The organism is Bradyrhizobium sp. 138 (genome assembly GCF_023074075.1).
GTDB lineage: Bacteria > Pseudomonadota > Alphaproteobacteria > Rhizobiales > Xanthobacteraceae > Bradyrhizobium.
Window position 1 is genome coordinate 15,626 of the sequence record NZ_JADPKT010000017.1, and the last position, 19,858, is coordinate 35,483.

Annotated in this window: 16 protein-coding genes and 1 pseudogene; 9 read left to right on the forward strand and 8 right to left on the reverse strand. The window is 57.4% G+C overall.

Features of this window, described 5'->3' with window-relative positions; translation table 11 throughout:
* Positions 1-113 precede the first annotated feature (113 nt).
* From IVA79_RS10270 to IVA79_RS10290, 5 genes and pseudogenes are all read left to right on the forward strand, one after another.
* Positions 114-552 (forward strand): annotated as a pseudogene (locus IVA79_RS10270) (transposase); the annotation flags it as partial.
* A 685-nt stretch (positions 553-1,237) separates the two neighbouring features.
* Positions 1,238-2,110: a phosphoenolpyruvate mutase gene (gene aepX, locus IVA79_RS10275; RefSeq protein ID WP_247552544.1), complete on the forward strand. Its 873-nt coding sequence runs from the start codon at positions 1,238-1,240 to the stop codon at positions 2,108-2,110.
* Between the two features lie 365 nt (positions 2,111-2,475).
* Positions 2,476-3,276: a phosphocholine cytidylyltransferase family protein gene (locus IVA79_RS10280; RefSeq protein ID WP_247552475.1), complete on the forward strand. Its 801-nt coding sequence runs from the start codon at positions 2,476-2,478 to the stop codon at positions 3,274-3,276.
* A 7-nt stretch (positions 3,277-3,283) separates the two neighbouring features.
* A complete protein-coding gene (locus IVA79_RS10285) occupies positions 3,284-3,889 on the forward strand; it encodes a CDP-alcohol phosphatidyltransferase family protein (RefSeq protein WP_247552477.1) in 606 nt (201 codons plus the stop codon).
* 222 nt (positions 3,890-4,111) lie between these two features.
* On the forward strand, positions 4,112-5,221 hold the full coding sequence (locus IVA79_RS10290; RefSeq protein ID WP_247552479.1) for a histidinol-phosphate transaminase: 1,110 nt from the start codon (positions 4,112-4,114) through the stop codon (positions 5,219-5,221).
* A gap of 762 nt (positions 5,222-5,983) precedes the next feature.
* Here IVA79_RS10290 and IVA79_RS10295 read toward each other — a convergent pair.
* The 6 genes from IVA79_RS10295 to IVA79_RS10320 form a co-directional block, all read right to left on the reverse strand.
* On the reverse strand, positions 5,984-6,457 hold the full coding sequence (locus tag IVA79_RS10295; RefSeq protein ID WP_247552482.1) for an Lrp/AsnC family transcriptional regulator: 474 nt from the start codon (positions 6,455-6,457) through the stop codon (positions 5,984-5,986).
* 736 nt (positions 6,458-7,193) lie between these two features.
* Positions 7,194-8,345 carry a hypothetical protein gene (locus IVA79_RS10300; protein WP_247552484.1) on the reverse strand — a complete coding sequence of 384 codons (1,152 nt, stop codon included), beginning with the start codon at positions 8,343-8,345 and terminating at the stop codon, positions 7,194-7,196.
* 45 nt (positions 8,346-8,390) lie between these two features.
* A complete protein-coding gene (locus tag IVA79_RS10305) occupies positions 8,391-9,734 on the reverse strand; it encodes an MFS transporter (protein ID WP_247552486.1) in 1,344 nt (447 codons plus the stop codon).
* 116 nt (positions 9,735-9,850) lie between these two features.
* Positions 9,851-10,636, reverse strand: a complete 786-nt coding sequence (locus IVA79_RS10310; RefSeq protein ID WP_247552488.1) for an enoyl-CoA hydratase-related protein — start codon at positions 10,634-10,636, stop codon at positions 9,851-9,853.
* Between the two features lies 1 nt (position 10,637).
* Positions 10,638-11,420 carry an enoyl-CoA hydratase/isomerase family protein gene (locus IVA79_RS10315; RefSeq protein WP_247552490.1) on the reverse strand — a complete coding sequence of 261 codons (783 nt, stop codon included), beginning with the start codon at positions 11,418-11,420 and terminating at the stop codon, positions 10,638-10,640.
* A 12-nt stretch (positions 11,421-11,432) separates the two neighbouring features.
* Positions 11,433-13,028: a CoA-transferase gene (locus tag IVA79_RS10320; RefSeq protein WP_247552492.1), complete on the reverse strand. Its 1,596-nt coding sequence runs from the start codon at positions 13,026-13,028 to the stop codon at positions 11,433-11,435.
* A gap of 297 nt (positions 13,029-13,325) precedes the next feature.
* On the opposite strand from IVA79_RS10320, the gene IVA79_RS10325 reads away from it, so the two are divergent.
* The 4 genes from IVA79_RS10325 (at position 13,326) to IVA79_RS10340 (ending at position 18,288) form a co-directional block, all read left to right on the forward strand.
* Positions 13,326-14,375 carry a LacI family DNA-binding transcriptional regulator gene (locus tag IVA79_RS10325; protein ID WP_247552494.1) on the forward strand — a complete coding sequence of 350 codons (1,050 nt, stop codon included), beginning with the start codon at positions 13,326-13,328 and terminating at the stop codon, positions 14,373-14,375.
* A 337-nt stretch (positions 14,376-14,712) separates the two neighbouring features.
* A complete protein-coding gene (locus IVA79_RS10330) occupies positions 14,713-15,642 on the forward strand; it encodes a dihydrodipicolinate synthase family protein (protein WP_247552496.1) in 930 nt (309 codons plus the stop codon).
* 92 nt (positions 15,643-15,734) lie between these two features.
* The gene (locus IVA79_RS10335; protein WP_247552499.1) at positions 15,735-17,210 is read left to right on the forward strand and encodes an aldehyde dehydrogenase family protein; all 1,476 of its coding nucleotides are present in this window, start codon (positions 15,735-15,737) and stop codon (positions 17,208-17,210) included.
* A 58-nt stretch (positions 17,211-17,268) separates the two neighbouring features.
* Positions 17,269-18,288: a LacI family DNA-binding transcriptional regulator gene (locus IVA79_RS10340; protein WP_247552501.1), complete on the forward strand. Its 1,020-nt coding sequence runs from the start codon at positions 17,269-17,271 to the stop codon at positions 18,286-18,288.
* Between the two features lie 275 nt (positions 18,289-18,563).
* On the opposite strand, the gene IVA79_RS10345 is transcribed toward IVA79_RS10340, so the two are convergent.
* A complete protein-coding gene (locus IVA79_RS10345; RefSeq protein WP_247552503.1) occupies positions 18,564-19,217 on the reverse strand; it encodes a hypothetical protein in 654 nt (217 codons plus the stop codon).
* On the reverse strand, positions 19,214-19,837 hold the full coding sequence (locus tag IVA79_RS10350; protein ID WP_247552505.1) for a cytochrome c: 624 nt from the start codon (positions 19,835-19,837) through the stop codon (positions 19,214-19,216). The genes IVA79_RS10345 and IVA79_RS10350 overlap by 4 nt, the downstream gene beginning before the upstream one ends.
* Positions 19,838-19,858: the final 21 nt, after the last annotated feature.

Here is a 19,858-nt window from a genome sequence, read left to right on the forward strand (position 1 = left end):
CGCCCGGACGCGCCCCCAATAGCGCCGTAGCGGGCGGGCGGTCTTGCGCTGGTGACCGGCAGTTCTCCGGTAAGATCGGGTTGCGACACGCCAACGCAACCGAGGAACCACCGATGACCGACGACATGATGAACCTGCGCATACTCGTAGAGAAGACCCTGATGCCGGTCTGCTGCGCGAGATGATCGGCTTTGCCGCCTAGCGTCCATGGAGTTGGAAGTCGAGGGCCAGACCGGGGCGAGCTACGGCGAGAAGAGCCCCGAGCGCCTGCCCAGCGCAACGGTTACCGGGAGCGGATCTGGGAGACCCGCGCCGGCACGGTCGAGCTGCGCATTCCAAAGCTGCGCAAAGGCTCCTAGTTCGCGGGTTTCCTGGAGCCGCGCCGCATGGCCGAGAAGGCGCTCACCGCCGTGGTGCAGGAAGCTTATGTGCAGGGCGTCTCGACCCGTTCGGTGGGCGATCTGGTGCAGGCGATGGGCCCAAAGCCAGGTCAGCCGGCTGTGCGGCGAGATCGGCGACAAGGTGAAGGCCTTCCTCGCCCGCCCGATCGACCGCCGAATCTCCGGCTGAAGTAAACCGCGCCGTGCTTCCATGCCCCGAAGGAAGCGACTCCATAATACCCTCAGCGCGAACATCATTCCGATCCTCGAATTAAAGCTGGCTGAAGAGCTCTCTTCAAGTTCGGGGCACTGAGCCACCAATTTTCTCAGTACGCCACCGAGGCGTCTCCCGCCCCTAAAAAGCGACGGGTATGCCGCCGCTGCGGGGATCAGAATTTGGCGCACTGCGCCCTCCCCAAACCTTAGGCGCGCGCGTCCACAATGAATTCGCGCCCTGACTTGCTTGAGCCCGCACTCTCGAGAATGCTATCGACTTCAGAAGCCTTCGCGCAGATCGCGCAGTCTCAAAACCGCGTGGACAAATGCAAGATTGATGATGCCGTTGGTCGGCGCCTCGACCAGGGCACAACTGTGCTTTCAATTTGTGCCATCACTCAAATGATCGGCGGAGCTTATCAGTGATTCTCGAGCACTCCGAGACGGAACACGTTTGCTGGCCCGATCAACTACCAACCCTCGTAATTGATCTAGACGACGGAAGCATATCACCTATCGATTGATGAAATCGGCCGGTCTACACGTTACGCCGGTCATCACAAGGAATTGGCATGCAACACCGATTACCATCTGTTCTCGCCAACGGCCCTGATCAATCCGCCGGTTCCTCACGTGCTGAAATCCTGCGCGCCGAAATCTGCTCCCGCAGAGAGCTATCGTTCCTCATGGAAGCGCATGATGGTCTCTCCGCCGCGATCGCTGAGCGCGCAGGGTTCAAAGGCCTCTGGGCGTCTGGCCTGTCTATTGCCTGCTCCCTGGGCTACCGCGATGCCAACGAAGCGTCGTGGAGCCAACTCGTAGACGTAGTCGAGCGGATCGTGGAATCGAGCGAACTGCCTGTGCTCGTTGACGGAGATGGCGGCTTCGGGAATTTCAACAATGCACGCCTCGTGACACGCAGGCTTCGTCAGCGTGGAGCAGCCGGCGTCGCGCTCGAGGACAGCTGCTTTCCGAAGATGAACTCGTTTGTTGGGGATCGGCACCCCCTCGCCGACATAGACGAATTCTCTGGCCGCCTCCGGGCAGTGAAGGATACAGTCGCGGGCGACTTGATCTTGGTGGCAAGGATCGAGGCATTGATCGCTGGGCATGAGATGGACGAAGCACTTTCGCGCGCTCACGCCTACGCCGACGCGGGAGCCGATGCGATCCTTATTCATTCGCGAAAGAGCACCGCGGACGAAATCCTTTCGTTCGCACACGCTTGGCAGAACAGATTGCCGGTCGTGATCGTTCCGACGAAATACTATCGAACGCCGATCTCTGCATACCGCAAAGCCAACATCTCTACGGTGATCTGGGCCAACCACTCGATGCGAGCGGCAACGGCGGCAATGCGTCAAGTCTGCGGTCGCATCATCGCCGAGGAAAGCACCGCGAGCATTGAGCCGCATATTGCTACTCTCGAGGAAGTCTTCGAACTGTTCAAGTACGACGAACTGGCCCGTGCGGAAACGCGCTATTTGCGGCCCGACGCTGAACTGCGCAAATAGGGTTTCGTCGACACAGGAGCGCATAGTCATGGTCGAAGACCTACTGTCCTGGACTTCCTCCTAGCTGGCCAGGTTCGATGCAATCTCAAATCCCTAACCATTGCACTGAGATGTCCTTAGATGGCGTAGCACGCCTCACTCAACCGAAATGCGCACTTTGCCATCTCGGCAGCTCGAGGCACCGGATCCAGCGCCTTCCTTCTCTCTGGAGAAAGGATCGACGAGGACCATTTGCCTGTCTTCACGCTTGGGCTCCATTTTCAGATGGCTCCCGCAGACCTGATGTCGCTTCAGCATGCCTACGCTTGCGACGAAGAAGCCGTCGGTGTTTCACCTTAGAGGCGCGACGAAAAAGGAACTAAACGGTGATCGATGCTCCCAAGAACGCCGTCATTCTCGCCGCTGGCTGCGGCTCTCGCCTGCGTCCTCTGACAGATCTGCGGCCGAAGTCGCTGGTCGAGATCAACGGCACTTCGATTCTTCACAACGCTCTGCGCAATCTGGAATCTGTCGGCGTGGAAGAGGTGACGATCGTGGTGGGTTACCGCAAAGATGCCATTCAATATGCCTGCGGTAGCAACTTTGGCGAACTCAAAATCAAATATGTCGAGTCGACCGTCTTCGACCGCACCGGAAGCGCCTATTCTTTGTGGCTGGCGCGCGACGCTCTTCTCTCCGGAGACTGCTTTCTTCTTGAGGGCGACGTCTTTTTCGAAGAGGATGCGCTGCGACACTTGATGGTTTGCCGGGGGACTGACGTAGCTGCAGTCGTTCCCTTCGATGATTCAATGGAAGGGTCGGCCGTTCTGTTGTCGCAGAACGGTTTCATCTCAGGTTTTCGATTGAAGCAAACCGCGGCAAATCTTGTTGCGGATGGCCCACAGCTTTTCAAGACGATGAACCTTCTACGGCTTTCGGCGTCGACACTCAAGGCAACGGTCGTTCCGACACTGGACGATATCATCGCCGCTGGAGCTCGGCAGACCTACACCGAAGAACTTTTTGGTTATCTGATAGAGAGGCGAGGCCTACAGCTCGCCGCGGCGCGATGCGATGGCCTCAGCTGGTACGAAATTGATAACGCTGACGATTTGGAGATTGCCGAACGCATTTTCAAGGACCGAACGAAGGCCTACACGGCGAGACGTGATTTGCAAACGAGGTGAGAGTTCAATGCTAAAATACCTTTGGGATCCAGCGAACGCCATAACGATCACAGGTCTTCTCTTTTCCTCCGCCAGCCTGTTTTTAGCTCTCTCTGATCGCCTTGAGCTATCTGTGGCAGCAGCGCTTTGGGCTGTTCTATCGGACCACCTCGACGGGGTTGTGGCAGGTCGCACGAAAGGTCGCGATCCAGATGTCGCAAAAATGGGAGCGAGCCTCGATGGGTTTGCAGATATCGTCTATGGAGCCGTTGTGCCTGCGGTAGTTGTGGTACAAGTCAGCCAAGCTTCACAACTCGCGCTTGCGACCGCAACCGCTCTACTGGTGACGGGAGCAATAAGGCTTAGCTACTTTGCGAACTTCGGCAGATCGCGCGATGGACGCTTCTTGGGCGTCCCCTTGTCGTACGACGTGCCGCTCCTGGCGCTCCTATTTCTGTTTAAGCCTCTTATTCCTGCTGAAGCATTTCTTGAGGTCGTGAACATTGGCTTCTTGCTGCTCGCTACAGCGCATGTCGCGCCTGTTCGCGTGCCACCGCTCAGCGCAGCAATGTATACGGCAATAAGCATCTTCGCCGTCGCGTCATCGGTGGTTTTAGCCAGTCGCTCCTTTTAAGTGTGGATGGAAGTATGATTCAGCGACTGCTCTTCTCCGTGTTGGCAGCTTCAGTACCATGCAAGTCACAGATGACGCGGAATCTCGCCGACTGCAGTGTGTACCAGACTTGTCGTCGGGCACATTTCCGCACGAATGGGCACTGCTCGATGCTTGACGCCGAGAGGTCGGGATCGTTCTGGAATTTGCCTTGCCCCTGAGACGTTTCAGTTCAGCGCAGTCATGAACAGCACAGCACAAATCGACGTACCCCTCAAACCTGATGACGTCCCTGATCTCGTCAACCGATTCCCGGGCGGCTATTGGAAATATGACATCATAGACTTCGTCCTTCTGGTGAATCCTTATTTTCCGCCGCAAGAGTTCCTTGACGAACTCAAGGAGGCTCTGCCGCGGCTTATTACCTGCTATCCCTCTCCTGATGTGCAGATGGTTCAACTTCTTGCGGATGCGGTGAAGACTCCGGCGGACAATCTTGTCGTTTGCAACGGCGTGTCTGAACTGATTCCCATCCTCCTTGGTCGACTGGGTATGAGGATCGCCGTCCCGGTCCCAACCTTCAATCCCTATGAGACGACCGCCCTGCCCGGGCGGTTATCGCGCTTTTTCCTGCCACCGCCAGATTTTGAGCTTGATGTGCACGCTTATGCAGCTTTTGCGCGCACAAGTGGTGTCGACGCTGCCATCGTGATATCGCCGAATAATCCTACTTCGCGGATGGTCCCCTATCCAGATTTGCTATATCTTGCCTCCGCGCTTCGAGCTCAACAGCAACTCCTATTGATCGACGAGTCATTCATTGAATTTAGTGAACTCGGACGAAGTGCGAGCCTGGAAAATCACTTGCTCGAATTCCCCAATTTGATCGTTCTTAAAAGCTTAGGGAAGATTTACGGGGCATGCGGTTTGCGGATCGGGTATGCGGCATCCGCAAATGAACAGATTATGAAGGAAATTAGAGCGGCCCTCCCCACGTGGAATGTCAATACGTTTGGCGAGTTCTTTCTGAGCAAGCTCCCTCACCTCGCGCACGCGGCACAGCAGAGTTGGATGAGGGTAGGCAGCGACAGAAACAAACTATACGCAGACCTGCGCGGCATCGACGAAATGAGAGTTCTCAAGCCCGACGCAAATTTCGTATTCTGCGAACTTCCGCCCCACTGGCCGGATGGGGACGTGATCGCCTCAAAACTTTTAAAAGATAGACGAATATTGATCAGGCACAATGGCGGCAAGACGCTTCAAAATGGCAAAAGGTTCTTGCGCATCGCATGCCGCACAGAAGCGGACAATAAGGTTTTGGTGGAAGCACTGAAAGAAGCCGCTGATTAGAGCAACTCGGTCGACCTTGCTCCATGTGTGGAACGGCCCTCGTGACAAGAGCTATTTTGATCCGAGGCCGGCAAATGGGACCTTGTTAGCTAGAGCTTTTCGCACTAATTCCCGGCTGTGGAGGAGTGAGTTCAAGCGCGCGGCCCTGAAGAGCGATCCGGGCCGCGACCGTATTATTGGTCGATTTTCAATTCCTGAAGGCCAGATCTGTAGGCGCTAATTGCCGCTTGCCCAGCCTGCCCGAGCTCATGTTCCGATAATCTCCAATTGGAGATTTTCGATGAATAAGACGAGAGCAGAGTAACGATCAAGCACCGGCGGGCCCCGCCTCCAAAGCACCCGGTCGACCCAAAAAAGCTGGCCGCCCGAGGAAACATCGTGCGCTTAAAGTGCAAAACTCGGAGGACCAGCTCTATCATCCGGCGCAAGATTCTTCACACCCGGAAGATTCCACGAACCATCGGTGACCAATGGACCCGTCGATCGTCCAAACGTAGTGACCTATCGATCACGCTGCGTTTTGAATGACCTGACTTCTGTGGCAGTCCCAAATCGCACAGCACGCGAGGGCCGCGGGGGTTAGTGCCCGGGCATCGGCGTTGAGGAGCATGCGTCGAGGACAGATATGCAGGAAAACGACCCCATTCCAATCAGGCCGCATGGACATCTGACCAAGCGTCCGAGATCGCCGTTAGACCGCTCCCAGAGCGCGGATAATGTTTATGCTTGAAGACCAGTCGGTCACGGGCACGGCAAGATAGGTCACCAGCATGCCAAACATTCCATTGGTAACGTGAAACCGGCTTTGATTCGATCCAGGACGACGACAGTCTCAAGACGTTTTATATCTGGATTTTCGCTTATCAAGCGCCGGGTGAACTTCTCGTATTCTTCCATATTGTTTGCAGTTACTAAAAGGATGAAATCAGCCTGGCCTGTGACGTAGAATCCGCTCATGACCTCGGTCATCTTGCGGACCCCCCGCTTAAAGCGATCAATGATGTCTGCGCGATCGCGCTCAAAGAAAATGGCTACCAGCATAGTCACGTTTCGGCCGATCGCTTTCGGCGAAATGATCGAAACGTCAGACTCAATCACGCCTTCCCTCCGTAGCCGCTTCAGTCGGCGCTGAACTCCGGATGCAGATAAGCCCACCTTCGCGCCGAGTTCTTCACTGCTCAGGCGATTATTGCGTTGAACCAGATCAAGAAGACGAGCATCGATTTTGTCGATCATGGCGGCATTGCGGACCATGGCATGCGACCGCCTGGTCCAAGCGTAGGACGCCGTTCCATTGTGCGAATCTGCCAATCCCAAACCTCCTCCCGAGCACCTCTATGAATGTACGTCTTCAGCTCACTATGTGCGCACGGCGAGTTGAAAGGCCCAACTCTTTTCCGGCGACATCTAGTGATCCCGCTCGGACCGTGTGTTGATGCCTCCGGCCGGCTTTCGTCGAACGACCTGTATTGTTTGAGTTGGCCGCTGAAGCTCTTTCCAAACGGCCGCTATTTGTGGACGCCGTTGGTCGAATGGTCGGTTACGGCACCTCTCTTGATCACAGCAGTTGATCGGTAGTTTGTTCGGGGAGCGCCGATAGATATCCATGCCAGTGCGGTCAGGAGCAGCCATGTAGCAATCGCGTACCAAACGATTTCGTGTTGCGACGGCTTCAGGGATCGCGAGCTTGGCGGGACAGAGACGTTCCCGTCGGTATCGCCACCGCATAGAAACCGACGAAGAAGGCGAATGCGTTCGGCAAGGTGTTAGGTGGTCTGCATCTGTCCAAACGGCGAAAGGGTGTGTCGCTTCATTGCATCGATTGAGGCTCGACAGCCCCGCGAACCAAGACCGTAAAACAATCGAGCCCAACCAGAAGCCACGTAGCGGTCAAAAATGAGTTCTTCGCGTTGAGCGGCCATGGCCTGGGCGGCACGCACGCCCTCGCTTTTGACCTAGTCAGTCCGTCCTACTAGATCCGGCCCGTAGGAACGAGGCCGGTAAGGATCACAAGAGACTCAAACAGGAAGTAGCTACCGAATATCAGTTCTGCGTCCGGCGCTGTGTCGATATCGCGTGCGTCGGCTTTTCGGGTGAAGCATCCCCCAGTGAGCATTCCAAGCGGGCGCCGGTCGCCGGGGCCGATGGGCGTCAGATATCCGCAGGCCAACTGAGCCACGGTACGTTCCGCGAACGCCTGGTACTTGGCGCCGTCACCCGGTCCGAGTGCGGACGCAAGTCGCAAGGATGCCGCCGCTGCGATAGCGGTCGCGGCGGTATCCCTGCTGGTAGTCGGAATTGCCGGGTCATCAAAGTCCCAGTACGCAACGAGGTCCGCGGGCACGTGGTGGATCCACCAGTCTAGCACGCGCACGGCATATTGGCGCCACAAAGGCTGCTTTGGACGAACCATGGCAGCGTGAGCGGTATAGAGCATCGCCCAACCCTGCGCTCGTCCCCAGGTGCTAACATCACTATATCCCTTATGCGTATGCGTTCTCAGCACTTTCCCTGTTTGCGGGTCTAGCGTTGACGATTGGATCACCGAATTATCGGGGCGTACATGGAGCTCCAACACCCTTCGCATGTGGGTGTTGGCGACCTCTTCCATGTGCGAGTCACCCAGCTGGTCCGCGGCCCAGTAAAGCAGGCCGGTGGCCTGGAGGGAGTCGATGCTGCTTTCGGCTATCCCCACGGCGCTGGCCTCCTCAGCATCCTGGCCTAGCGGGATCAAGCCCAGTTTCGGGTCGAACATCTGCTCCAGAGACCTCGCTGCCGTGAACGCAGCATCACGGGCCGTTTCCTCCCCGAAGAGGATACTTCCAAGCGCCGCACCGTGGTAGAATCCGAAGCCTTTGAATGCGGTCCGGCGCTCGGCGCGAGGCAGCATCCGGGCCAGCGCAGCCTTTGCGTCAGATATCGGAAAGCGCAGCGGATCGGCCAGATGGGCGAGCCAGAGTTGGCCGACGAAGGCTCCGCCGGTCCAATCACCATCGGATGTGAACGTCCATTTTCCATCCACGGTTCGGGCCCAATGCGGCAGGCCCGCTGTGGAAGCATCCCGCGTTTGCGCGATGCGCACCAACATGCGTTCGCGTGCGGATATGAAATCGCTTCTCGACATGGTTTCTCCCAAGAAAACTCTCGCGCTCCACGGAGGGCTAACACATCACTCGCCGATGTAGACGTGGCCTCGCTTTTTCGCGACGTGATAAACAACAACGCTCAGCACCGCGACCACTGATCCATAGACGGGAAACATCCAGGCCATCTGCGCATGCTGCAACCACACCAGCAAATAGGGTGATGTTCCGCCAAACAGTGACACCCCGAGCGCATACCCGACAGCGATACCGGTCGTACGCACCGCACGTGGCATCAGCGTCGTTGCGATGAAGTTGTAGAGGGCCATGTTGAAGCCGACGACTGCGCCGCCAAACACCATTACGAAGAAGAACGTGGAAATGCTCTTCTCCGAATAGAGTAACGTGAGGAAGAAGCACCCGACGAGCAGCAGCCGCAGCAGTGTGAATGCGCGCGAAGGTCTGATCTTGTCTGCAAAGGCGCCCACGAAGGGAGCTGTGACGATCCAGATCAGGCCCATGAGAGTCGTGATCCCGTACACCCAGGTGCTGTTCTCCTTGAACACCCCGTTGGCCAAGTTCGGCAAACCGGCATTCCAGGCATAGTTCGCGATCTGCACCGCTCCGACGACCAGGATGACGGCGAGCAGCGAGAGCCGTACGCTCCAGAGCGTCTTCCACACGTCGCCTGTGGTCTCCTGAGTGCGCGACAGTTCATCGCGATGCATGACGTGCTTGATTAAGGTCTCCGGCAGTTTGCTACGTAAATAGATGATCAGCAGGCCGAGTGCTCCGCCGAACGCAAATGGCAGCCGCCAAGCCCATTCATGCATTGTTTCGGGAGCTACAGAGGCACTCACGAGAAAGGCGACCAGGCTGGATGCGAAGACGCCGAGCTGGATAAATGTACCACTGATCAGACCGAGATACCGTCCCTCTTTGCCCGGCGGGGCAAGTTCGATCGCAATGGAATTGGCAACGCCCGCTTCAGCGCCGGTGGCGAGCCCTTGGATGAGCCGGACCAGTAGCAATATCACCGCCGCTGCGACACCAAGCTCGTTATACCCGGGCAAGACGGAAATCACCAGTGAGCACAACGCCATTGCGGTGATGGAGATCATCATCACCCGCTTATGGCTGATGCGGTCGGCAATGGGACCGAGTACCGCTGCTCCCACCGGTCGCGCGAAGAAGCCCGCGCCGTACACGGCAAGTGCGGCGAGCAGCGAGGTCGTAGGGTCACTGGAGGGAAAGAAGAGCGGCGACAGAAAAGACGCCATCATTCCATAGACGGTCCAGTCGTACCACTCCAGGGCAACGCCACCGCCCAGAGCAATGGTCATGCTCCTAGTAGCAACCTGTTTTTCACGCGACGCGCTCGGCGCCATGCCTTGCGTGGCTGGAGCGATGGGCTCAACGATAGTGGTCATTCATTCCCTCCTTTTTTATGTTGAAAACGTTTACATTTTCGCACGACCAACCGCCGTTGAGTGTTGCCGCGCGGATGACTGCTAAGGGCGTGGACGATCTGAGTACTGCCCGTTCGTCAACGTCCGGAGAATAGTGGCGGCCGCTTTTCGACGAAGGCAGCCATGCCCTCCTTTTGATCATCGGTGGTGAACGCATATCTGATCGCGCGCCGTTCGATCGCCAAGCCGGCCGACAGCGGAGTTTCGTAGGCTGCCTGAATCGATTCCTTGGCCAAGCGGACGGCGATCGGCGCACGATTGGAGATGACACGCGCTATCGCGAGCGCGCGTCCAAGCATCTCGGATGCTGGCAGCATTTCGGACGCGAATCCCGCAGCCACCGCCTGTCGTGCGCTGATTGGCTCACCTGTCAACACCATCTGCATGGCGAGCGACTTGCCAACTATCCGTGTCAACCGCTGCGTAGCGCCATCACCGGGAATGATCCCGATCCTGATTTCCGGTTGCGCAAGCACGCAGTCTTCGGCCACAAGCAGGATGTCAGCGAGCATCGCGAGCTCGAGACCGCCGCCCAGGCACACGCCTCGAACGGCTGCAATGAGCGGCTTGGGGAAGCCGGCGATGATATCCCATGCATTGTGCCGTGAGGGATCGCTCAGCGCCTCGAAGCCGTGCTGCTGCATCTCGTTGATGTCAGCACCAGGGGAGAAGGAGCGTTCATCACCACTGAGAACTACGCATCGCACAGACTCATCGGAACGAGCCGCGCGCAGCGCATCGGCAAGCTGACCCAGGAGGGCCACACTCAGTGCATTTCTTTGTCTTGGGCGATTGAGCCGCAGCAGGAGTATGGCTGGGTCAGGCCGCTCGGCGAAGATGAGGGACTGGCTAAGCTGGTTCATTTCATTCCCTGCAAACAACCTGGGCGTCGGCGGTCTTCTTCGGAAGAAAGCGTTGCATACTCGCTCGTGCCGTCTCGTGGAGGATGTCCTGAGCAAAGTAGCGATTCGCCAAGTCATCCATGACTTCTGCTCTCGCGGTCACCGATGTTGAAAAGAATTGTTTCGTGGTCAGCACCGCGTGAGCCGGCATTGCCGCCAAGCTCTTGGCGTAGTGGAGCGCCGCCTCGCGAGCAGTTTCAGTTGGAAGTGACAGGATGTCAGCCAGCCCCAACCTGTGAGCCTCCACACCATCGATCGCGGTCGGGCTCCAGCTCAAGGAACGAGCTGCAAACGGTCCAACGCGTGCAGCTAAGGTATCCAGCCCGAAGCCAGGCAGCCAGCCTAGAGAAACCTCCGGCAAATGCCAGCGCGTTCCTGGAGCCGTTACGACAACGTCGCACGACGCTGCGAGCATGAAGCCGCCGCCCAAGGCAAACCCATCGACAGCACAGACGACAGGTTTTCTGACAAGAGCGAGGGAGCGTACAAACGCGCCCAGTCGGCGATTCAGGTCGAAGGTGTCGTGGATGTCACCGGCCGAAAAATCCTTAAGGTCTGCACCGGCTGAGAAACCGGGGCCGTTTCCGGCGAGCAATATCACGTTGACGTCTTTATCGTTGGCCGCCCTGTCTACTGATTCAAGCAAATCTTTCAGAATATCTAGGCCCAGAGCGTTGCGCCGCTCTGGCCTATTCATTGCGAGGATCTCGACCTTGTCCACGTAATCTCTTGTAACGAATTTCACGTCGGCCCTCCCTTACGCCTGTCCGGCGCTATCGTGGAAGCGGGCGGCCAAATTCATTGGCTCATTCTTGAAGATCCTCCCATCCATCAGCTTCAATTCGGGCGACACGGCTATCTCGAATTCAATGTTCGGCAACACGTGCTTTTCCACTGATATGCCAGGCGCAACTTCGGTCAGCATCAGGCCGTTGGGCGTCAGCTTGAACACTGCTCGCTCGGTGATGAATACGACCTCTTGCTGACGCTCTTTCGCAAAAGCGCCACTAAACGTGATCTGGTGAACGTCCTTCACCCATTTTATGACCGTTCCCTCATTTGCAATGACGAGAGAACCGCTGTCCGGGAACGCCTTCAATCCCGACGCCGTGAGGGTGCCGGAGAAGACCACTTTTCGAGCGCCCTGACTGATGTTTATGAATCCGCCAGGCCCTATGATCTTGTCGCCGAAGCGGCTCACATTGACGTTGCCGTGCCGATCAACTTCCGCGGAAGACAGGAATGCGATGTCGAGCCCGCCGCCATCGTAGAAATCGAACTGATCCGGTTGCGGCGCTATCATGTCGTAGTTCGTGCCAGCTCCGGCATCCTGTCCGGGCGCAGGGATGCCGCCGATCACCCCCTGCTCTGCCGTCAGTGTGACCGAGCGGTATATGCCTTCTTCGGCCGCGACGACCGCAATTCCGTTCGAGATACCATAGCCGATGTTGACGGTCGCTCCGGGGGTCAATTCAAGCGCCGCGCGGCGTGCGATTACCTTTCTCACATCGAATGGCAGAGAGGCGATTTTGCCGTCCGGCACGCGCATTTTCCCTGCATAGGCCGGGCTATACTCCGTGGCATAAGTCTGTCGCTGATTGGGATCGACGACGAGGTAGTCGACCAGAACACCAGGTATTTTTACTTCTCGTTGGTTTAGCGTATTGGAAGCGGCGACCCGTTTGACCTGGACAATGACTATTCCGCCCGAGCGGCGCGCTGCAGCCGCGATCGACATACTTTCGCCGACATATGCCTCATCTTCGAGCGAGATATTTCCCTTCTCGTCCGCAATGCTGCCCCTGAGGATCGCGACCTGGATCGGGAAGGTCTTATAGAGCAGGTGTTCTTCTCCTTCGATATCGACAACAGCAACCATATCCTCTTTGCTGCACTCGCTCTGCCTGCAGCCGCCGATGCGAGGATCGGCGAATGTCCGGAGCCCAACTTTCGTAATCACACCGGGGCGCCCGGCTGCGTTTTCACGAGCAAGCTGCGCCAAGACTCCCTGGGGAATAGTGTACGCTTCAATTTCATTGGCCAGCGCCCGGCGTCCCAGCGCTGGACAATTGTTCAAACCGCTCGCCACAACTCGGCGAACGAGCCCAGGGGCTGCCAATTTGTTGAACCCGGTCGTGGCCCAATCACCGATGGCCACCGTACCAACCAGCATCAAGTTCTTAGGAGATGCCTGCTCGGAATGAACGTCGCGGAGCGCGTCGATGATTAGCTCGGGGATAGCGACGCCGGCTGAACCACCGAAATAGACGCAATCCCCATCGGAGATCAGCGATACGGCTTGCCTAGCCGTAACAATTGGCACCTCGCCCGTCCGTTTGTCCTTCGCTTGCATGCCTTCTCCACTGCCCAACCGCCGGCTCATTACGTCTGACCACCAAGCTTGGCCTCGCACTCGCGGATGCCGAGTACACCTGCTCGGAGGAGGTCGATTTATGAAAAGGTTTACATCGAGAACTTTCGCTGCGCAAGAGGAAAGTTCTACGCGAGCGAATAACGGCCCGCTTCGTGCAGTTACAGGGCTTTTTGGCTGGCTTTTTCAGTTCCCTAGCTCGATATGATATGGTAACGATTTCACGGAATGATCTGGCGCGCAGCCTTTCAGGGCTCGCGGTGAGGAAGAAATAGGCTCATGGCTTTGGAAAAAATGGCTCGTGTTGACCAAAGGCAATCACTGACCGTCGTGGAGATAGCCAAGCGGGCCGGCTGTTCTATCGCCACAGTTTCCCGGGTGTTGAATCGACCGGAAACGGTCGCGATCGGTTTGAGAGGCCGCATTCTGCGGATCGTTGATGAGCTCGGCTACGTTCCCAACGGATCAGCACGCGCGCTGCGATCCTCGCGCTCCCGACTGATCGGCTTGATAGTTCCGACACTAGACAGCGCGATTTTCACTCGAATGCTGGAAGGCTTGGAGAGCCGGCTAGCGCCGGCGGGTGCGTCGCTGGTCTACTCTGCAACAGGTTACGATCTGGACCGAGAGATTCGCGTTGTACGCAATCTCATTGAAAAAGGCGTCGATGGCATTGTTCTCGTGGGCACTTGCCATCGAAAGGAAACTCTCAAGCTGCTGCGCGAACACAAGGTAAGATTTGCTGTCACCTATGCCCTCTCGGAAGATGATTCGATTCCCAGCATGGGTTTTGACAATCGCAGTGGTGGGGCTTTGGCAGCAAACTACCTTGCAGACCTCGGTCACAAGAATCTTGCAGTCATAGCTGGTGTAACGCGCGAGAACGATCGTGCATCCGGTCGCCTTGAGGGCTTCCTCGCCATGGCTGAACGTCGTGGAATAGACCGCTCCAGCATTGTCGTTGTGGAATCGCCGTATGAATTCAGCCGTGGCCGAGCCGCAGCTAAGATCATTCTCGATCAAAATAGACATGTATCGGCGATATTTTGCGGGAGCGACGTGCTTGCTGTCGGAGCTTTGCACGGCTGCAAGGATGCTGGACTACGCGTACCTCAAGACATATCGATGATTGGTTTTGATAATCTTGATATTGCCGAATACCTCACGCCCGGCCTTACGACGGTTGACGTGCCCGCTCGCGTGATGGGCGAACAGGCAGCTAACTACTTTTTGGCAGATCGAAATTCGCTGGACATATATTCCAGAGTGGAGCTCGAAACGCGGTTGATCGTTCGAGAATCAACTGCGCCGGCGCGAGATAGGCAATGACAGAAGACGCACCCGCGTGTTGTCCGGCCGGTCGTATCGGAATGTACGTGCCATTAAACTCACGGGTCGAACGACAGTCGTTCGTGGCGCTTCGCAGGCTCCTTATCGGTGTTGGCGCCACCTGCGGCCAATTGCGGCCGAACAGCAGGAGCGCTGACCGTTATTAGCCCACCCAAGTATCGCCCATAGTAATGACTGGCAGATTGCTCGGTGGCCAAGGCTGAGGCCATTTCTCACATACTGCTCGAGCCATATAACATTCGCGATACCGGATCGATGCTCCCTACACCAGCTGCTCGTGCCGATGCTCCTCATTCCCAAAGAGAGATCTTTGCTCATGCAATCTCAAAAAAGTGCGCTCTATAATGGCCTGTTTCCCGTCGCGCCAACGCCATTCACGGACTCTGGCGATCTTGATGTTGAGGGGCAACGGCGTGTTTTAGATTGCATGATCGACCAGAAGGTCGACGGAATTTGCATCCTGGCCAATTATTCCGAGCAGTTCCTGTTGTCAGACGAGGAACGCAGATTGCTCGTTGACCTCTCCCTATCACATGTTGCCGGCCGCAAGCCGGTCATGGTGACCTGTAGCCATTTCAGCACTCGTATCGCGGTGGAGCGCGCGCGCTATGCAGCCGAAAGAGGCGCAAGCCTTCTCATGCTGATGCCGCCTTACCACGGCTCAGGACTCAAGGCTGACGAAGCCCACATGATCGAGCATTTCGCTCGCATTGCTGATGCGGCAAGGATCCCGATCATGGTTCAGGATGCGCCGCTCAGCGGGGTAACGCTTTCGGTACCTTTTCTCGTGCGGCTAGCACGAGAGGTGCCGCTCGTTAATTATTTCAAGATCGAAGTTCCGTATGCTGCAGCGAAGCTGCGAGACTTAATTGAGGCCGGAGACGCTGCCATAGCTGGTCCGTTTGACGGAGAAGAAGCCATTACCATGATAGCAGATCTCGACGCTGGCGCGACCGGAACGATGTCGAGCGCGCTCTGTCCCGATTTGTTGCGCGCTGTTTTCGATCATCATAAGGCGGGTCGGAGCACGGACGCGGCCGCTGCGTATGCAAAAGTGCTGCCGTTAATTAACTACGAGAACCGTCAATGTGGCCTTCGCGCGGCCAAGAGCGTGATGCGGGAAGGCAACGTCATCAGATGTGACGCTGTGCGGCATCCCTTGGCGCAAATTCACCCCAAAACGAAAGCCGGGCTGATTGAGCTTGCCCGCGGCGTCAACCCGTTGGCCCTCCGCTGGGGACGCTGAATCCCTCTGCTGAAGTCACTTACGCGGCGACATGATCTGCAAGGCCGACGTTTATGCACATACACAATCGAATCCGAGTTTAGAGCTTATCGATGACAAAGAACTATATTGCTGGCGAGTGGCTTCCTGCGGCGGAGGCCTCTCCAAACATCAACCCCTCGAACACCAACGACATTGTGGGCGAGTATGCCCGCGCCTCGGCCATCGAGACTGAGCGTGCGATTGCTGCCGCTTTTGATGCTTTTCCCGCTTGGTCGCGCTCCACCATACAGGCCCGGCATGATACCCTAAAGGCGGTTGGTGACGAGATCCTAGCTCGCAAGCACGAGCTCGGCCACCTGCTCTCCCGCGAGGAGGGAAAGACCTTGCCAGAAGGCATCGGCGAGGTCGCGCGCGCCGGACAAATCTTCCAATTTTTCGCCGGCGAGTGCCTCCGCGGGGCGGGCGAGAAGCTGCCGTCGGTACGGCCGTCTGTGGAGGCGGAGGTCACTCGCGAGCCAGTCGGGGTCATCGGGCTCATCACTCCGTGGAACTTTCCGATCGCAATTCCAGCGTGGAAGATCGCGCCGGCGCTTGCCTACGGCAACACCGTCGTGTTCAAGCCTGCCGAGCTCGTGCCGGGTTCGGCTCATGCGCTCGCCGAGATTATCATCCGCGCCGGAGTGCCGACAGGTGTGTTCAATCTTGTCATGGGCCGCGGAGCGGTCGTCGGCGAGGCGATGCTGAGCAGCTCAAAGGTTTCCGCCATCTCCTTTACGGGCTCAGTGCCGACGGGTCGCAACATCGCCCGGACCTGCATCACTTCTGGACCGATGAAGAAGCTGCAGCTGGAAATGGGCGGCAAAAACCCTATGGTGGTCCTTGATGATGCCGATCTGAAGCTGGCAGTGGAATGCGCGGTGAACAGCGCCTTCTTCTCCACCGGCCAGCGCTGCACGGCCTCGTCGCGGCTGATTGTGACAAATGGCATCCACGATCGATTCGTAGCCGCCATGCAGGAGCGGATGCAGGGGCTTGTGATTGACGATGCCTTGAAAGCCGGTACGGATGTCGGCCCGGTCGTCGACCAGAGCCAACTCGACCAGGACCTGAAGTATATCAGCATAGGCCAGGCCGAAGGCGCCAAGCTTGTTGCCGGGGGCAAGCTCCTGAAATGCGAGGCGCCGGGATTCTATCTCGCACCTGCGCTGCTCACGGAAGTGAGCAACCAGATGCGAGTGGCGCGCGAGGAGATTTTCGGGCCAGTCGCCACCGTGATCCGGGCCAAGGACTACGACGAGGCGCTTGAACTCGCCAATGACACGCTGTTCGGCCTTTCGTCGGGGATCTGCACCACGAGCCTGAAATACGCCAGCCACTTCAAGCGAAACGCAGAGGCCGGCATGGTCATGGTTAACCTGCCGACGGCCGGCGTGGACTATCACGTGCCATTCGGCGGCCGCAAAGCCTCCAGTTACGGATCGCGCGAGCAAGGCCGCTACGCGCAGGAATTCTATACAACGGTGAAGACCGCCTACACTTTCGACGGCAACGGTCCTTACGTCCACAAGGCCAACCCGAAGGTGTAAGTGGTCAAAGCGGCAGGTTCCCATCCGAGTTGACCAAAGTCACGCCGGAGACAGGCACTTGAGTAGTCCGACGATCAGAGACATTGCGCGCGAAGCAAATGTCGGTACTGCAACCGTCGAGCGGGTTCTCAACGACCGCGGCGGAGTGAGGACCGAGCTAGCCGAGAGAGTTATCAAGGCTGCAAAGAAACTAAAATATGGCGATCGCAGATTGAGGCCGCACAGCGGCATCATCCGGATTGAGGTGCTTCTGGTCCAACCGAAGGCCGAGATGTTTTATGCCGATCTCAACGCTACTTTCCAGCGAATTTCTGCCTCGCTGGACCCAGCAGTTCTAGTTCACCGAACGTTCGTTCGCGAGGACGATATCGCCGCCATTGCCGAACATATTGCAAAGCCCCCTCTTCGCCGAGCGGGTCTCATCGTTCTGGCTCCAGACCATCCGGAAATTACAGAGGGCATCCGCCAGGTCCGCATGTCGGGCGTGGAAGTTGTGCAGTTGCTGACGGGAAGTGCCGGCGAGGATGTGCCCTATATCGGCATCGACAACTACGCAGCGGGAAGAACCGCCGCCTACTATATGTCGCACATGCTACAAGGACGCAGCGGCACTTTCCTCGCCATGTGCCACAGCGGAACCTACCGGGCACATAGGGAGCGAATACGCGGCTTCTCCGACTACCTCACGCAGCACACGAATGGCGATGCCCATTTCCACCTTGTCATTTTCGGACATGACGACAATTTGCTTTCGGCCGAAAGGCTCACGGAAGCATTGCGTGACGACAATCGCGTGATCGGACTATACACAGTGGGCGCTGGCAAGGAAGGAGTCGCGGCGGCTTTGAATGCGCATCCCACCAAGGTATTCTGGATTGGCCACGCTCTCAGTCAAAGCACGGCAAAATGTCTCCGGTCTGGCTTGATGGATATCTGCATCGATGGTGCGCCGGAGACCCAGGCGCGCCGCTCGCTTGATACGGTGCTTCGCCGTCTCGGGCTAATCGATGTCGACGTGAGCAACGCTCCTGTTCAGTTTCTCACCATCACCGCGCAGAATCTTTCGATCAGCATCTGAGCGTTTCAACGGCATTGCTCCGCGCGCAGGGAGAGGGTGTCGTGCGGCCCGAAGGCTTGCTCGTCGTACGCCTGGGCCTGCAGGACAAAAAAGAGGCCGCTGTTGGACTGTCCAACAGCGGCTAAGGGGCAGGGAGGAAGCAGACGAGCCCGGTCTGCCAGCGGATCGCTGATGCCGGCTGATTACGGATTCCGCTCACCATTCCATCCAAAGTCTTGGTCTGGAGGCACCGCAGATCGCCCGGTAGGTTTAATCTGGTCCTTCGCAAGGCTTCTTCATCGGTTTATCGACCGTTCAATGATAAATCGTGTCGCATTGACAAACTCCGCCAGAGGTTGGCCGGCACGGCGGTATACCTCCCGATCTAAAACCAGGTGACGGTGCCCTGCGCGCTTCTCGCAGTGCTCATTGATAAGCAAACCGCCCACCGGAGTTTCTCCTTCGTGAGGCACCGCCTCTCGGCACGTCCACCCGGCTTCGCCATATCGAGCTCTCAATATGAGTGCCAACAGATATGCTTTCTTACGCCAGAAGGGACGTGCGTTCGGATCCGTGTCGATCCGAATACCTTGCAACGCGCCGCTGCTGTCGACGAGTCCCATCAGCAGCACCGGGTGTCCGCCCAGCTTCGTACCCTGATATTTATCGCTCAGCACCGCTAGTGGATTGAGGTCGTCATTGAATCGAAACGAGAGACCGTGCAAACCCATCTGATCAGCTGGACACGCTTGGAAGTCGTTCCAGCCAACCAGCTTGGCTCCTTCTTTGCCGGCACAAGCAAGGTTGATATACTCCTCAGGCGGAATGCTGGCGACCGACATCCCAAGGCTCAGGTCGCGCAAGTCGGCCACCTGACCCGAGTTAGCATCACCACTTGCGGCTAACAGAAGTATCAGTGGCAGCATCCAGATCGATGGTGTTCGGGTCATCGCTTCTTTTCCGTCTCGGCTGCCTGCGAGTTGATCGAGATGTTCTTGTAGACTTCGCAGGCCTTTGAGCCCTCTCCGTAAAAGTCAGTGCAGTCTTGATAGCTTGTTGGCCCCTTGCCCTTGATATGCTCCAGAACATAGTGAACGACTTTCTCGACCTCCATCGGCCGGAGAAATGTAGCTGCATCCGGAGGCAGATCCTTGCCGAGATCTTGAGACGTGATGCCCGAATAGCATCGGTAGTCCTTGTAGGCGTCACGATCAAAGCGCGGCATTCCTGTTCCTGGCCGCCCACAATGGACGACCTCGATGATTTCATCGCGGGTGAGCTGTGTTGCTCGCAATGAGAGGGCTGCGCCACCATAACCGCCGCCTCCACCCCCATGCCATTTGTGGCAGCCGACGCAATTTGCCCTTTCGTAGATGCGCTGCCCTTCATCAAGCGCACGGTGCACTCCGTTGATCACCGGCCCCGGTACGGGCGTGCCACCTTCACCCCGAACCAAATCTGATGTCGCGAGAAGCGCCAGGCCGCTGCCTGCGATCAACATCAAACCTTTTGCGCCAAGGCGCAGCGCGCTGGGAGTCCTCTGGTTCACGCGCACAACCGTCGATTCCATTTTTTCCTCTTGAACTCTTGA